The following is a 14,261-nucleotide window of genomic DNA, read 5'->3' on the forward strand; positions in this document are numbered from 1 at the left end:
GGACGCCATATTATGCTCCGATCAATCGGGTTTCATAAACCGGTCAAAACGACCGAACAGCCAGCCCAGCAAAGGATAGGCGGCCAAGGTAACAAGCCCATGCCCCACCAAAGGCAACATGGACACCAGCATCCCATAATACAGACAGACAATCAGCCATGTCAGCCCCATGGCCAGAAACACCACCGGAACAAAACCCGCCCAGCCCACGCCAAAGGACTGGCGCACAAACAAGGCTTGCTGATTGGATAAAATAACACGCGCCACCAGCAACACGATCATATTCAGCCCCGGCGGGCCGCCCCACAGCAAATCCTGAAACAAGCCGATCGCCGCCACCGCAGGCACGGACAGCAATTCCGGCCGGTGGATCGACCAGTAATAAACCAGCATCAAGGTCAGATGCGGCACCGGCACATTGCCTGTGCCATCACCAATGGGCAATTGCATCATCATCGTCAAAAACAAAGCCAGAAGAAACGGCAAAAGCCCTTTCAGCAGCGTAATCACCAGACTGCTGCGTTCGCTCATAGCGCACCACTCCGGGGTCCGCTTTGCGGCACGGCCTCGGGGCCTTTTGGCTCAGCATCTTTGGCCTGCGGGTCCGTGTTGACCGCAGGGGCATTGCCGCCTTGTTCCTCTGGCCGGATTTTCAACAAAGACGATACCGGCTCGATCACTTGCACAAATTCCAGCCGGTCCAGCAAGGCAATGGGGCGTACACCAACCCCTTGTCCGTCCACCCGATCCACATGGCCCAATAAAATATCGGGAGGAAAAATACCGCCTTCGCCAGTTGTCACCACCGCATCATTCAAGCGTGGTTCCGCACCGGGTGGTAAGAACACCAATTCCAGACTTGCATCATTGCGCCCGCGGGCAATCGCCGGATCACCCGTTCTTTGCAACCGCACCGGCACACGGCTATTAAGATCCGTAACAAGCAGCACACGGGCTGCCACCCGCCCCGCCGCGAATACCCGGCCCACAAGCCCCAGTTCATCCACAACCACCTGATCGCGGGCCACGCCATTCACGCGTCCTGCATTGATCATCACGCTGCGCACGAAAGGCCCGCCCGAAACCCCCACCACCCGCGGCGTTGCCACCCGTTTGCTTGCCAGTTCCGGTGCATTCAGCAAGGCACGCAGGCGCAGATTTTCCCGTTCCAAAGCAAGGGCTGCCGACTGCCATTGCAAAAGGCGTTCGTTTTCCGCACGCAAGCGGGTGTTTTCCGCCACTAAAGACGTCAGCGATCCGGCCCATTCAAAGGCCGCATCCATACGATCCACAGGCCGGGATAAAAAGCCGAGAATAGGGCTGGAAAAATCGCTGGCAACCGCCCGCATTTTATCAATGGCAGGATGGTTTACCCGCCCCAAAATCAGGAGAATAAACGCGAAAAACAGCAGCCCCGCAAAAACCCACCGCCCTGCACGGCTCGCCAACAGCCCTTTTGACGTTTTGGCGATCGGAGCTTTCAAAGCGATGGGCCTCTCTGGACTTCAAAATCAAAAAACAGCGCGATCAATCATCGGACAAAAGAACATGCTTGAGCACTTCTTCTTCCAAAGAACGGCCGGTTCCCAAGGCAACACAGGTTAGCGGCTCATCGGCAACGGATACAGGCAATCCTGTGGCTTCCCGCAAAACCTTTTCCAGATCCGCCAGCAAAGCACCGCCGCCGGTAAGCACGATGCCCTGATCCACAATATCGGCGGCCAGTTCCGGTGCGGTTTGTTCCAAGGCCACCTTCACCCCTTCGATAATGGCGCCCACCGGTTCTGTCAGTGCCTCGGCAATCTGAAGCTGGTTGATGGTGATTTCCTTAGGCACACCATTCATCAGATCGCGGCCCTTGATTTCCAAAGACAGGCCAACCCCGTCTTGTGGTTCGTGGGCCGTACCGATTTCTTTCTTGATGCGCTCTGCGGTGCTTTCCCCGATCAACAGATTATGGTTGCGGCGAATATAGCCGATAATGGCCTCGTCCATTTTATCGCCGCCCACACGCACGCTGGTGGAAAACACAATACCGCCAAGCGAAAGCACCGCCACTTCTGTTGTGCCACCGCCAATATCCACCACCATCGAGCCTTGCGGTTCAGTAACGGGAAGGCCCGCGCCGATCGCTGCGGCCATCGGCTCTTCAATCAGATACACTTTCGAGGCCCCGGCTTCTTCCGCCGCTTCACGAATGGCGCGGCGCTCCACCGCTGTAGAGCCGGAAGGCACGCAGATCACCACCTGCGGGCTGGCAAAAGACCGGTTATGCACCTTTTTGATGAAATGCCGGATCATATGCTGGGCGATTTCAAAATCAGCGATCACCCCGTCACGCAACGGGCGGATGGCTTCAATATTCCCCGGCGTGCGGCCCAACATCATCTTGGCTTCATTACCAACAGCCAAAACCTGACGACGGCCGGACGATGATTTCATCGCAACCACCGAGGGTTCATTAAGAACGATGCCACGCCCCTTCACATACACAAGGGTGTTGGCCGTCCCCAGATCGATGGCCATATCCGAAGAAAACATGCCGAGAATTTTTGAGAACATTCCTGCCCGAACCTTTTCGATTATTCGCCCATAGATGGCTCTGTTCCAATGGCGCGGCCCTGCCCATAAGCGCACCGCTCACAAGCGTTTGAGCACAGTTAACGCAAGGCCGCAAGGCCCCAATGGCCTGCGCGTTCAACTCAAGTAAAACTGGCCGTTAATCCTTAATATTTTGCTGGCATTTACCAGGTTTTCCGCCAAAAAAGATCATCTTGTTCATCTTTTGGGGGAAAGCCACGGCATCAAACCACGCACCCGCACCCCCACAGCTTCCAGATCCGGCTTGTGGTAGCGTTCACGCAATTGATCGAGATGCGGGCTTTTGCGGGCGGTATCGTCCATCAATTTTTGGGCAAAGGCTCCCGATTGAATATCGGACAGAATGTCCTTCATCCGGGCGCGGGTCTCTTCTGTGACCAGTGTTTCGCCGGCCAGATAACCGCCATATTCCGCTGTGTTGGAGATGGCTTTCCGCATGGCTTGTGGCCCTGCTTCAAACATCAGGTCCACAATCAGCTTGGCTTCATGCAAACATTCGAAATAGGCCACTTCAGGGCTATATCCCGCCTCCACCAAGGTATCATAACCCGCTTCGATCAAATCGGGAATACCGCCGCACAACACCGCCTGCTCGCCAAACAGATCGGTTTCACATTCTTCCCTGAAGCTGGTTTCCACCATTCCCGCACGTCCGCAGCCAAGGCCGGACGCATAAGCAAGGGCGATGGATTTGGCGTGCCCCGTGGCATCATTTTCCACCGCCACAAGGCAGGCAAGACCGCGCCCGGCTTCATATTCCGCGCGCAACCAGCGCCCTGCCCCCTTTGGCCCGATCAGGAACAGATCCACATCATCGGACGGGGTGATATGCCCGAAATGCACCGCCAAACCATGCGCGAAACCAAGGGCTGCCCCGCGCTTCAAATGGGGCGCCACATGATCTTTATAAACCGAAGGAATATGTTCATCGGGCAAGGTCATCATCACCACATCCGCTGCCATCGTCGCCTCGGCATAAGACAGTACCTCGAACCCTGCCTGTTTGGCCCGCGCCCCGCTGGGAGACATCTGGTCCCGTGCGCCAATAATCACATCGACACCGCTGTCCCGCAGATTAAGCGCATGGGCATGGCCCTGATTGCCATAGCCCAAAATAGCCACCCGACGTTCCTTCAAAACGCCCATATCCACATCTTTATCGGTGTAAACTGTCAGAGCCACGGGCTTTTTCCCTTTGTTCGATCCAGTGATCCACATCCGCCAGACTATGCGCCCGGTCTTGCCCGTCAAAGCGCTGCCAGCCGACGCATTGAGTGCGTAGCCATGTCATTTGCCGTTTGGCGTAATTACGGGTTTGCCGCTGCGCCAGATCAATAGCCGTGGCTTTGTCGATGCTTCCCGCAAGATAATCCACCAGAGCCGAAACCCCTAACGCCTTCATCACCGGAAGCGCCGGGTCCAGCCCACGTTGCGCCAACTTGCGCACTTCATCCAAAGCCCCTTGCGCCATCATCTCGATAAACCGCTGGTCCGTGCGGGCATAAAGCGTCGCCCGTTCCGGCATCAAAGCCAGTTTCAGCACATGGCCGGCTTTATCCGCATCGCTCAATCCGCCGGGAATACGGGTTTTCTGAAAATCCGAAAGGGATTGTCCAGTAGCCCTGACCACCTCCAAAGCGCGGGCGATTCTTTGGCTATCGCCGGGTTCCAGCTTTTGCGCCATCGCCGGATCGAGAGCGGCCAGATCTTCGTGCAAGGACTGTGGTCCGCGTGCCGCCATATCTGCCCGCACGGCATCCCGCACGGCATCGGGAATATCCGGCACAGGGGCCAAGCCTTCCAACAATGTGCGTATATAAAGCCCGGTGCCGCCAACAAGAATGGGCAAGCAGCCCTGTTCCCATGCACGGGAAACTTCAGCCATGGCCAAATCATGCCAGCGGGCCGCAGAGCAAAGCTCTGCCCCATCCAGCACCCCGAACAGCTTGTGGGGAACGCCACCTTGATCGGATTCGCTTGGGCGCGCACTCAGCAAATGCAAGTCCTTATAAACCTGCATGGAATCCGCATTGATCACCACGCCCTTATGGCGCTGTGCGATGGCCACCGCCAGTGACGACTTGCCGCTGGCGGTCGGCCCTGCAATAAGGACCGCAGATGTACTCACTGATGGATTCCTTTTGCCATGCCCAATCATTCGGCCACACCGATGTGCGATGCCCCCATCAATAGCGTTGCAACCCTGATCGTCAAGCCGCAGGACACGGATCTTGGCCGGGTTTCGCACCAGGCACGACAGGCATTGGCGCCTCTTTGCCCCATCATCAAGGAAACGGTGCTGGCCACCAATGAGGCGATGGACCTTTATTTCTCGGCACCCGACCCCAATTCTTTCCTTCCAAAAGCGCGGCAAGCCCTGAAAACGGCTTTGGCGGATATGGCAGCGGATTTTGTGGTGCAACCCACGAAAAACCGCCAGAAACGCCTGCTGGTGGCGGATATGGATTCCACCATGATTACCGCAGAATGTGTGGATGAACTGGCGGACTATGCGGGGCTGAAAGACAAAGTGGCGGCCATCACCGAAGCGGCCATGCGCGGAGAACTGGATTTTGAACGCGCCTTGCGCGAACGGGTCTTGCTTTTGAAAGGGCTGGATGAGGCAACGCTGTTGCGCTGTTACCAAAACCGGGTCATCCCCATGGCAGGAGCGGAAACCCTGATCCGCACCATGGGGGCCTTTGGGGCATTTACCATGCTTGTCTCTGGCGGTTTTACCTTTTTCACCCAGCGGGTGGCCAAGCGTCTGGGCTTTCAAGGCCAGCGTGCCAACCGCCTGTCCATGATCGATGGTGTGCTCACCGGCGACGTGGAAAGCCCCATCGTTGACGCCACCACCAAGCGCGAAACATTAAAAGACCTGTTGCGTGAAAAAGACATTGCACGCGCCGACAGCATGGCGGTGGGGGATGGCGCCAATGATATATTGATGCTCAAGGCAGCGGGCTTAGGCGTTGCCTATCACGCCAAGCCCAAAGCGGCTTTGGCGGCGGATATGGTGGTGTCCCACACCGATCTCACCGCCCTTTTATTCGCCCAGGGCTATAAGAAAAGCGCCTTTATCACCGCTCAATGAAAATAGCTGGCCCCATTGATATCGATGGTGGCACCCGTGGCGTGATGGGCCAGACCGGACAGCAAAAATGCCACCAGATTGCCCACTTCCTCTGGCGGGGCCGCTGCCCCCATGGGGATTTCCGCCAAGGCCGTGGGGCTTTCATCAATACGGCTGGCCACCCGATCCGTGCGCACCCAGCCCGGTGCCACGCAATAAGCGCGGATACCGTCTTGCGCATAGCCCTTGGCCAAAGACCGTGTAAGCGCCACCACCGCGCCTTTTGATGCGGCATAATGCATGGCATCGGGCATATCGCCCCGAAAGGCGGCCCGGCTGGCAATATTAACGATCATGCCGCCCGCCGGACGGCTTCCATCCGGGCCGGTTTCCTTGAAATGCAAAACGGCTTCACGGCACAGATCGGCCACGGCGCGCACATTCACCCGCCACACCTGATCCCAATCCGCATCCCAGTCGGCGCGCGCATCTTCCGGCCCGCTATAGGGCATGGTGGCGGCATTATTGACAATCCCATCCAGACGGCCTGCCCCATGAAGCAATTGCGCCCATTTAACCGCATCGGCAAACAGCCCCCGCACGGCCTGTTGATCCCCCAGATCGGCACGGAATAAATGCGTACGGTCCGGCCCGAATGTCTCTGCCAGAATTGCGGCCTGCGCCTCATCATTGTGCCAATGCAATGCCACATTGGCACCGGCCTTTAAAAGCACATGGGCGGTGGCGGCCCCGATGCCTTTTGATGCGCCGGTAACCAGAAAATTTTTGCCTTCAAATGTGATCATCATCGCCCCCGCGCGCAAATATCTGCGCCTTATTCTTGAAGGTTTTAAACTCAAGCGCATTGCCCGATGGGTCGCGGATAAAAAATGTCCCCTGCTCTCCGGGCTTGCCCTTGAACCGGATCTTGGGGGCCAGCAAAAAGCTTATTTCTTCGGCCTGAAGCCGGTCAGCCAGAGCCTGCCAACGATCCCAAGGCAAGATCGCCCCGAAATGACGCACCGGCACCGCATCACCATCCACAGCATTGCTGGCAGGCTGTTGGCACTCTTCAGGGCGCAAATGGGCGGTGATCTGGTGGCCGAAGAAATCAAAATCGATCCACAGCAAGGAGCGCCGTCCAATGACACAGCCCAAAAGCTGGCCATAAAACTGCTCGGCTTTTTCCAGATCATGCACCGGAAAAGCCAGATGAAAGGGTGTGTCTGTTGTCATGAAGGGCACAGTGCCACGCAAATGATCCGGCTTCAATCCGGCGATTGCAAGCGACCGGTCGGCACCAGCCACCCATCGCCGCGGGCCACCCGAATACCATAGGCACGTCCCAGCAGGTCATCGCTCAACACCGTTTGCGCGGCCCCATCGGCCAGGATCGCGCCTTCGGCCATCAGCACCACCCGATGGGCAAAACGCGCAGCCAGATTAAGATCATGCAACACCACCAGAACGCCGCGACCGGCCTGTGCTTCATGGCGCAACAATTCCATCATCTGGAAGGCATGATAGGGATCAAGGGCTGCCGCCGGTTCATCGGCCAGAATAAACGGCGCCTGGGTGGCAAAGGCCCGCGCCAGCAACACCCGCGCCCGCTCCCCCGCCGAAAGATGCGTTGCAGGGCGCCGGGCAAAGGCCAAACAATCGGTGGCGGCCATGGCTTTTTGGATGGCCTCTCTATCGGTGGGGGCGGCACGGTGGAAAGCATCCAGATGCGGCAAACGCCCCAAAGACACCAGCCGCTCCACCGTCACCGGCCAGTGAATGGCCGCATCCTGCCCCAGCCATGCCCGTAAACGCGCCCGTTCCTTGACAGAGACATCGGGCAAGATGTGCCCTTCATCGACCGGCAATAATCCGGCCAAGGCTTTCAATAGGGTGGATTTCCCCGCCCCATTGGGACCAATGAGCGCCACCAGTTCACCGGGGGCCACATGCAAGGATGCCTGACGCACCACTTTTCGCCCGCCCAAAGAAATGTCCACATGGTCGGCACGCAGGGTCATCGCATTTGCCTCCGTGTTGTCCATACCATATGCAAAAAGGCCGGTGCACCGATCAAGGCTGTCACCACGCCCAGCTTCAGTTCGGTGCCACCGGGCAAAATCCGAACAAGGCTATCGGCGGCAACAAGCAAAACGGCCCCTGCCAAAGCGCTGGGCAGCAACAGGCGCGCCGGATCATGCCCCACCAGCGGGCGCAATAAATGCGGCACCACCAGCCCCACAAAACCGATAGCCCCCGAAACCGCAACACCTGCCCCCACGCACAAAGCCGCGCCGATTGTGACCAGCAAGCGCAATTTTAACAGCCCGATGCCCAAAGAGGCGGCGGTTTCCTCACCCAAAACCAAAGCCCGCAGCCCCGGCCCCGAAAGCAGCAGTAAAGCCATACCCAAAAGAATGAAAGGAGCCGCCAAAGCCACATCCTCAAGGCTGCGATCGGCAAAGCTGCCCATCAGCCAATGCACCATATCCGCCAAAGCAAAAGGATTGGGCGACAGATTAAGCGCCAAAGCCGTCAAGGCTCCGGCCAAGGAATTGATGGCCACCCCTGCTAAAATCAATGTCAGCACGCTGGCATCGCGGCTGGCCAACAAGATCAGCAAGGCCGTTGCCACGCCCGCCCCGGCCATAGCGGAAAACGGCACCGAAAGGGTCATGCCCGCAGCGGAAAAATAAAGCGCCAATACCGCGCCAAATCCGGCACTTGCCGATACGCCGATAATCCCCGGTTCCGCCAAAGGGTTGCGCAACAGCCCTTGAAGCGCCGCACCGGACAAGCCCAGCGATCCCCCCACAAGCAATCCCAATAACAGCCGCGGCAGGCGGATCTGCCACAGGATCGCCGCCTCCATGCTATCCTCTCCGGCCCCCAAGGCATGAAACGCCTCGGCAAAGCCGATCTTCGCCGGACCAAGCGACAAGGAGACACCAGACAGCACAAGAACCAGCACCATCAACACCCAAAGCAGACGGGCATATCCGGTCATTTTCCCGCCCCTTTTATAAAAGCGGTTTCGGCCAATTGCGGTCCTTCATCATGGATGCGGGCAGCAATCAGGGTTTCCACGGCCTCTACCAGAAAAAAGCCGCCGCACCCCCATTGGTTTGCCGGCACTTCAACACGGCGTGCCCGATCCATGATGCGTTTCGCCAGCGGATGATGGGAAAAGCGCCAGGCATTGTTCCAGCCCGAACGGCCCTGAAAAAAGCTGGTAATCACCATGGCAGGCGGTTTTGCGGCCAAGGCTTCCAGCCCCACCGAAGACCAGCCATCAACCCCGCGCTCTGCCAGTTGATTGTCGATCCCCGCCAACGCCATCACTTCATCAATATAGGTGCCGCGGCCGGTGGTGATGCCCGATGGGGTCAGATAAAGCGCACGGGGCCGCTTATGGGTTTTCTCCAGCGCCGCCACCTGTTTTTGGGCCGCCATCAAACGCCCATCGATGGACGCCAGCATATGGCGAGCCTTTTTGTCTTCCCCCAAGGCCGCACCCACTTTCAAAAGCGCTTTCCGGCCATGATCGAGACTTTGGGAATAGCCGATATCAATAATTTCGATACCGAAACGATCCAGCATATGAACAGATTTAAGATGCCCAAGTCCCGAATGGATCACCAGATCCGGTTTCAGATCAAGGATCGCTTCAGCACTGCCATCATGCTGGGCGATCCCCGCCATCCGCTCCCGCCCCCACGCATAGGGGCGGGCGGCATCGGCGGATAAGGCAAGGATATGATCCGGTTCTGCCAAGGCCAGAACATAAGCATCGGCACAATAATCAAGGCTGACAATGCGGGTCGGATCCGCAGCCGCCGATATGCCCCCCCCAAGAAACAGCGCACAGAGCCCCAATGCCCATGATCTTATATGCGTGCACGGCCGCATCAAAACCGTGCCCTTAGGCCCGCATAGGCCCCGATACCCGGCGTATTGAACCCTAAAACCGCTTGATATGTGTCATCCAGCAGATTTTCCACCCGCGCCACCGCATCCAGCCCTTCAAACAAAGTCACCCGTCCGGCCAGCGACACCAGAACATAGGATTGAAGGGTTACACGGGTGGCGGGGAAGCTGGAAAAATCCTGATCGTCCTGATCGCCATTATACTGCACGGCAAAGGTCAGATCCGCACGATCTTGCGCCACGTGCCATGTGCCAGACAGACTGGCCTGATGGCGGGCGCGGCGGATTTCCGTGCTGCCATCCGGTTCATCCGCATCCAGCCACGTATAGGATGCAAATAATTCCAGCACCGATGACAGCCGGTAATCAAGGCTCAGTTCCACCCCTTTGCGGTCGCTTTTCCCCAATTGATTTTCCACCGACGACAAAAAAGTGGTGGCATCAAAGGTGCCGACAATTTCATCGCGCAGATGCGACGAAAACCATGTGGCATCCAGCACAAGCGCCCCATCCAGAAGGGAATATTCAACGCCCAAATCCCAGCCCCGCGCTTTTTCCGGGGTCAGTTTGTCATTGCCGATGAATTGGCCGGGGAAAAACCCGAACCGGTCAAAGAATGTGGGGTCGGAAACGCCGGTGCCGTAGCTGCCATGCAACCGTGTCGCCTGCGATAAAATGATAGACCCTGTGGCGCGCCATGTGGTGGCATCGTCGAAGCGGTCATTCATATCATGGCGCACGCCCAAAGTCAGAAACCAGCCCGGCGCAAAATCGCTACGCACTTCCCCGATGAACGAGGTTTGATCGTCATTGGCCTTTTGATTGGAAGGGTCTTGTGCATTGGCATTGATGGCTTTGAAATCCAGCTCTTCATGCTCGACAGCCAAAGTAAAATCACTGGCGGCATAATGAACGGTGCTTTGATAGCCAAATTTCAGCCGCTCACCTTCAAAAGAATTGGTAAAGCTACCACCTGCACCGAAATTATCGCTGTCGGTATCGGTCAGCGTTACCCATAATTGCTGCCGCCAATCATCATCAAACAAATTTAAAGCCGCATCTGCCCGGCCATAAAAAGCCGCAAAGTCGCGCTCCAGATCCGCATCCACCACCTGTCCGGTGAAAAAATCCTGCGCATCGAATTCACTGGTGGCCGATACATAACGCGCCGTTACGCCCAAGCGCAAAGCATCGAACGGATTGGCCCGCAGCTTTCCCGACAAGGTGAGATTTTCATAGCCGTCTTTTTCATCACCGGACGGGCTTGCGGAAATGCCATCGCTTTCAAGATAACCCGCAGAAAATGTCCCGCCCATGCGCTTTGTGCCGCCCGAAACGGTGGTGCCAAAACGGGCTGTGCCGAACGATCCGCCTTCGCCCAAGGCTTCCCATTCAAAACCCTCTACCGGATTGCGGGTCAAAATACTGATCACGCCGCCAATGGCTTCCGATCCATAAAGCGCGCTTTGCGCTCCCTTGATCACCTCGACCCGCTCTATCCCGGTGCTCAAAACATCAGCGAAATTCAATTCGAAATTGCCCACCGGATCGGTGGCTTCAATGCCATCAATCAGCACCAGCGTCTGGTTGCCTTCGGCACCGCGGATACGGATCTGGACCTGATTGCCCAAAGGCCCCGTGGGGCTAACGGACACCCCCGCAACATCGCGGAGCAAATCGGATAAAATCGGGCTTTGGCGGGCATCGATCCGCGCTTGGTCAATCACCGATACCGATGCCCCCAATTGTGTGGCCGACAAAGGTTCGCGCGCCCCGGTGATGATCATTTCTTCAAGATCCTCGCGGGTACTTTGGGCGCTTGCCGCCCCCGCACAAAGGATCGAGCCACAGACACAGCCCAAAAGCGCTTTCACGCCAAGAATAGTTTCAGCCACGGACATGCTCCCCGTTTGGCATTCAAAACGGGCGATCGGCGCATGGATTATGTGAACATTCCCCGCACGGCCAGTCACCCATGATGTCGCCGCGGCGGTTGTCCGCTCCTCATGGCTAATCCCGGCCGGAGGAAGACGACGGGGTGGCAGGTCTCCTGGCTTGCGGGTGATCGGTTCTTTGCGCAGCCTTCCCGAAACAAATCTGCTTCAGTGGCATATTTTGCGCGAACCTATCCGCTTACAGTTGCGGGCACAGCCACGGCTTTTACCGTGTTCCCTTTTGGCCCGCGATCACTCACGGGCACCACCGCAGCGCAGCATAAAGAGGAGAGAGGAAAGGCGCAAGCATCATCGTCCGCATCATGCAGAAGGCGGGGCATTGCCTTCATCACTCTGGTTCTCGTCATCGTCATCATCATCGAGCAAGATGCGCTCGGCGGCCCCGTCCAGATCGTCATATTGTCCGCTTTTCAGCGCCCATAAAAACGCCAAAAGGCCAAGCCCGCCTAAAAACAATGCAATGGGGATCAAAAACAGCAGCACCGTCATGGCTGCCCTCCGGACCCTGTGCGCAACCGCAAGGCATTCAACGTCACAAGGATAGAGGAAGACGACATGGCCACCGCCGCGATCAATGGTGTCACAAACCCCAAGACCGCCAAAGGCACCGCCACAAGATTATAACTAAAAGCCAGGCCGAAATTTTCCAGAACCCTGTTCCGCGCCTTATGGGCGATGATGATGCTATGCAAAACCGGACGCAGGCTTTCGCTTTGAAACACGAAATCTGCCGCCGTTTGGGAAATATCTGCGGCACTGGCCGGCGACATGGACACATGGGCTGCGCGCAAGGCCGGGGCATCATTCAAGCCATCGCCCACCATCAGCACCCGCTTTCCGCTTTCGGACAAGGCATTCAGTGCCGCAATTTTATCCGCAGGGCTGCATCGGGCTTGCCAATGGGTTATGCCAAGCTGTGCTGCGGTTTGCGCCACCACCGCCTCGCGGTCTCCGGACAAAAGCCGCACGGTTTTTCCTGATGCCAAAAGCGCCGCCACCACATCTTGCGCATCCGAGCGCAGCCGGTCATGGAACAAAAAGCGGCGGGCCGAGCCATCAAGGCCCGAAAGCCACAAATCCGGACCGGAATGGCTGTCATCCTCGCGCGCCGCTATCGATTGATCCTGCACAACCCAATCCCGACGGCCAAGGCGCACTTTACGGCTTTCCAGTATTCCTTCCACCCCATAACCCGGCACCTCATGGATTTGCTCAAGCTTCGGCATGGGCAGCCCCGCCCCCGCTACCGCAACCGCCTGCGACAATGGATGGCGCGATTGACTGGCAAGCGCCGCCGCCAATGCCAGATCAGCAATCGGGATAGCATCACCATTCACAAGATCAGGCACACCCGATGTAAGCGTGCCCGTTTTATCGAACACCACCTCGTCGATCTGCCCCAAGCGTTCCAGCCCATCGGCGGATTTCACCAGAACCCCAAGACGCAACAACACCCCCGATGCCACCACTTGCACCACCGGCACCGCAAGGCCAAGGGCACAGGGGCAGGTGATAATCAGTACCGAAACCGCCGTCATCAAAGCCGGATGCCAGCCCGCCCCGATCAACATCCAGCCCACAAATGTGCCTGCGGCCAAAAGATGCACCATTGGTGCATAAAACCGCGCAATGCGATCGGCCAGGCGCACGAATCCGGCGCGGCCTTGCTCGGCGGCTTCCATCAGGCGGGCAATTTGCGCCAATAGGGTATCCTCGCTGGCGGCTTTGATATCCACCAGCAAAGGGCCGGAAAGATTGAGAGTTCCGGCATAGACATTATCGCCCGCCAAAGCCCGCTCCGGCACGCTTTCGCCGCTGAGCAGGCTCATATCCACATCCGATGCCCCTTCGGCCACAGCCCCGTCGGCAGGCACCCTCATCCCCGGAGCCACAAACACCCGATCCCCCGGCATCAGGGCTTCAACAGGAACGGACCGCCGTTCCCCGTCTTCATCGATGCGGATCGCCGCAACAGAACGAATGGCCAGCAAATTCCGCGCCGCTTCTCCGGCACGGCTGCGCATGGCGCTTTCCAGATAGCGGCCGATCAAAAGAAAAAACACCAAGCTGATGGCCGCATCGAAATAGACATGCTCGGCCCCGCGCATGGTTTCCAGAAGGCTTGCCCCCGAAGCCAAAATCACCCCCAGCGAAATCGGCACATCCATATTCATCTGCCCAACCTTCAAGGCAGAGGCAGCGGAACGAAAAAACGGCTGGCCTGCATAAGCCACGGCAGGCAAGGCAATCAGCGCGGAAATCCAATGAAATAACTGGCGTGTCACCCCATCCATATCGGAAAACAGACCAGCCCACACCGAAACGGACAACAGCATCACATTGGCAGCCGCAAAGCCCGATATGGCAATGCCGCGCAACAGGCTGCGGGAGCGGGCATTATCCCCCTGATCGGCCAAACGGGCATCAAAAGGGGCAGCATCAAAGCCCAGGGATTCAATGGCGGCGCGGATATTTTCCACATTTTTTGCGCCTGTTTGCCAGCGCACCCGCACCCGACGGGTGGATAGATTGGCCCGGGCATCGGTTACAGCATCAAGCGCCGACAAGCCCCCCTCGATCTTGCGCATACAGCCAGCGCAATGCATACCCGGCACCAGAAAGTCCATTTCAGACAAGCCATTCTCAAGGCTGCGGACCTGACCGCTCCACGCATCGATGGCGGGGCTATGAGACGCCATGCT

General features: G+C 57.7%; 14 protein-coding genes and 1 riboswitch. Of the genes, 1 reads left to right on the forward strand and 13 read right to left on the reverse strand.

What is annotated here, in order from left to right; all coding sequences use genetic code 11:
* Nucleotides 1-21 precede the first annotated feature (21 nt).
* The 5 genes from mreD to miaA form a co-directional block, all read right to left on the reverse strand.
* A complete protein-coding gene (gene mreD, locus IEX96_RS10365) occupies nucleotides 22-531 on the reverse strand; it encodes a rod shape-determining protein MreD (RefSeq protein WP_150005487.1) in 510 nt (169 codons plus the stop codon).
* Complete coding sequence (gene mreC / locus IEX96_RS10370) at nucleotides 528-1,484, reverse strand: rod shape-determining protein MreC (RefSeq protein ID WP_188873888.1); 957 nt, start codon at nucleotides 1,482-1,484, stop codon at nucleotides 528-530. The genes mreD and mreC overlap by 4 nt, the downstream gene beginning before the upstream one ends.
* A gap of 43 nt (nucleotides 1,485-1,527) precedes the next feature.
* Nucleotides 1,528-2,562, reverse strand: a complete 1,035-nt coding sequence (locus IEX96_RS10375; protein WP_150000273.1) for a rod shape-determining protein — start codon at nucleotides 2,560-2,562, stop codon at nucleotides 1,528-1,530.
* Between the two features lie 216 nt (nucleotides 2,563-2,778).
* Nucleotides 2,779-3,777: a ketol-acid reductoisomerase gene (gene ilvC / locus IEX96_RS10380; protein WP_188873914.1), complete on the reverse strand. Its 999-nt coding sequence runs from the start codon at nucleotides 3,775-3,777 to the stop codon at nucleotides 2,779-2,781.
* Entirely contained in the window at nucleotides 3,758-4,729 is a 972-nt protein-coding gene (gene miaA / locus IEX96_RS10385; protein WP_188873889.1) for a tRNA (adenosine(37)-N6)-dimethylallyltransferase MiaA, read from the reverse strand. The genes ilvC and miaA overlap by 20 nt, the downstream gene beginning before the upstream one ends.
* An 18-nt stretch (nucleotides 4,730-4,747) precedes the next feature.
* Between miaA and serB the strand changes: the two genes are divergently transcribed.
* Nucleotides 4,748-5,698, forward strand: a complete 951-nt coding sequence (gene serB / locus IEX96_RS10390) for a phosphoserine phosphatase SerB (RefSeq protein WP_229773673.1) — start codon at nucleotides 4,748-4,750, stop codon at nucleotides 5,696-5,698.
* On the opposite strand, the gene IEX96_RS10395 is transcribed toward serB, so the two are convergent.
* The 8 genes from IEX96_RS10395 to IEX96_RS10430 all read right to left on the reverse strand — a co-directional run bounded on the left by IEX96_RS10395 (nucleotide 5,692) and on the right by IEX96_RS10430 (nucleotide 14,258).
* Nucleotides 5,692-6,483 (reverse strand): SDR family NAD(P)-dependent oxidoreductase, encoded by a 792-nt coding sequence (locus IEX96_RS10395; RefSeq protein WP_150005483.1) that lies wholly within the window; start codon nucleotides 6,481-6,483, stop codon nucleotides 5,692-5,694. The genes serB and IEX96_RS10395 overlap by 7 nt on opposite strands.
* The gene (locus IEX96_RS10400; protein WP_150005482.1) at nucleotides 6,470-6,913 is read right to left on the reverse strand and encodes a VOC family protein; all 444 of its coding nucleotides are present in this window, start codon (nucleotides 6,911-6,913) and stop codon (nucleotides 6,470-6,472) included. Before IEX96_RS10400 ends, IEX96_RS10395 begins: the two co-directional genes overlap by 14 nt.
* 32 nt (nucleotides 6,914-6,945) lie before the next feature.
* The gene (locus tag IEX96_RS10405) at nucleotides 6,946-7,698 is read right to left on the reverse strand and encodes an ABC transporter ATP-binding protein (RefSeq protein ID WP_150005481.1); all 753 of its coding nucleotides are present in this window, start codon (nucleotides 7,696-7,698) and stop codon (nucleotides 6,946-6,948) included.
* On the reverse strand, nucleotides 7,695-8,684 hold the full coding sequence (locus IEX96_RS10410) for a FecCD family ABC transporter permease (RefSeq protein WP_150005480.1): 990 nt from the start codon (nucleotides 8,682-8,684) through the stop codon (nucleotides 7,695-7,697). Before IEX96_RS10410 ends, IEX96_RS10405 begins: the two co-directional genes overlap by 4 nt.
* Nucleotides 8,681-9,586 carry an ABC transporter substrate-binding protein gene (locus IEX96_RS10415; protein ID WP_150005479.1) on the reverse strand — a complete coding sequence of 302 codons (906 nt, stop codon included), beginning with the start codon at nucleotides 9,584-9,586 and terminating at the stop codon, nucleotides 8,681-8,683. Before IEX96_RS10415 ends, IEX96_RS10410 begins: the two co-directional genes overlap by 4 nt.
* Nucleotides 9,586-11,499 (reverse strand): TonB-dependent receptor plug domain-containing protein, encoded by a 1,914-nt coding sequence (locus IEX96_RS10420; protein WP_188873890.1) that lies wholly within the window; start codon nucleotides 11,497-11,499, stop codon nucleotides 9,586-9,588. The genes IEX96_RS10415 and IEX96_RS10420 overlap by 1 nt, the downstream gene beginning before the upstream one ends.
* 128 nt (nucleotides 11,500-11,627) lie before the next feature.
* A riboswitch (cobalamin riboswitch) is annotated at nucleotides 11,628-11,823 on the reverse strand.
* 36 nt (nucleotides 11,824-11,859) lie between these two features.
* Entirely contained in the window at nucleotides 11,860-12,048 is a 189-nt protein-coding gene (gene ccoS, locus IEX96_RS10425; protein WP_150005477.1) for a cbb3-type cytochrome oxidase assembly protein CcoS, read from the reverse strand.
* Nucleotides 12,045-14,258, reverse strand: coding sequence for a heavy metal translocating P-type ATPase (locus IEX96_RS10430; protein WP_188873891.1), 2,214 nt, complete (start codon nucleotides 14,256-14,258; stop codon nucleotides 12,045-12,047). The genes ccoS and IEX96_RS10430 overlap by 4 nt, the downstream gene beginning before the upstream one ends.
* Nucleotides 14,259-14,261 lie beyond the last annotated feature (3 nt).

The organism is Iodidimonas muriae, from assembly GCF_014647255.1.
GTDB classification, from domain to species: Bacteria; Pseudomonadota; Alphaproteobacteria; order Sphingomonadales; family Rhodothalassiaceae; genus Iodidimonas; species Iodidimonas muriae.

Bases quoted from the DNA above. Each gene is read 5' to 3' on its own strand.
- mreD (WP_150005487.1), bottom strand. From the start codon at position 531: ATGAGCGAACGCAGCAGTCTGGTGATTACGCTGCTGAAAGGGCTTTTG.
- IEX96_RS10375 (WP_150000273.1), bottom strand. From the start codon at position 2,562: ATGTTCTCAAAAATTCTCGGCATGTTTTCTTCGGATATGGCCATCGAT.
- serB (WP_229773673.1), top strand. From the start codon at position 4,748: ATGCCCAATCATTCGGCCACACCGATGTGCGATGCCCCCATCAATAGC.
- IEX96_RS10395 (WP_150005483.1), bottom strand. From the start codon at position 6,483: ATGATCACATTTGAAGGCAAAAATTTTCTGGTTACCGGCGCATCAAAA.
- IEX96_RS10400 (WP_150005482.1), bottom strand. From the start codon at position 6,913: ATGACAACAGACACACCCTTTCATCTGGCTTTTCCGGTGCATGATCTG.
- IEX96_RS10405 (WP_150005481.1), bottom strand. From the start codon at position 7,698: ATGACCCTGCGTGCCGACCATGTGGACATTTCTTTGGGCGGGCGAAAA.
- IEX96_RS10410 (WP_150005480.1), bottom strand. From the start codon at position 8,684: ATGACCGGATATGCCCGTCTGCTTTGGGTGTTGATGGTGCTGGTTCTT.
- IEX96_RS10415 (WP_150005479.1), bottom strand. From the start codon at position 9,586: ATGCGGCCGTGCACGCATATAAGATCATGGGCATTGGGGCTCTGTGCG.
- ccoS (WP_150005477.1), bottom strand. From the start codon at position 12,048: ATGACGGTGCTGCTGTTTTTGATCCCCATTGCATTGTTTTTAGGCGGG.
- IEX96_RS10430 (WP_188873891.1), bottom strand. From the start codon at position 14,258: ATGGCGTCTCATAGCCCCGCCATCGATGCGTGGAGCGGTCAGGTCCGC.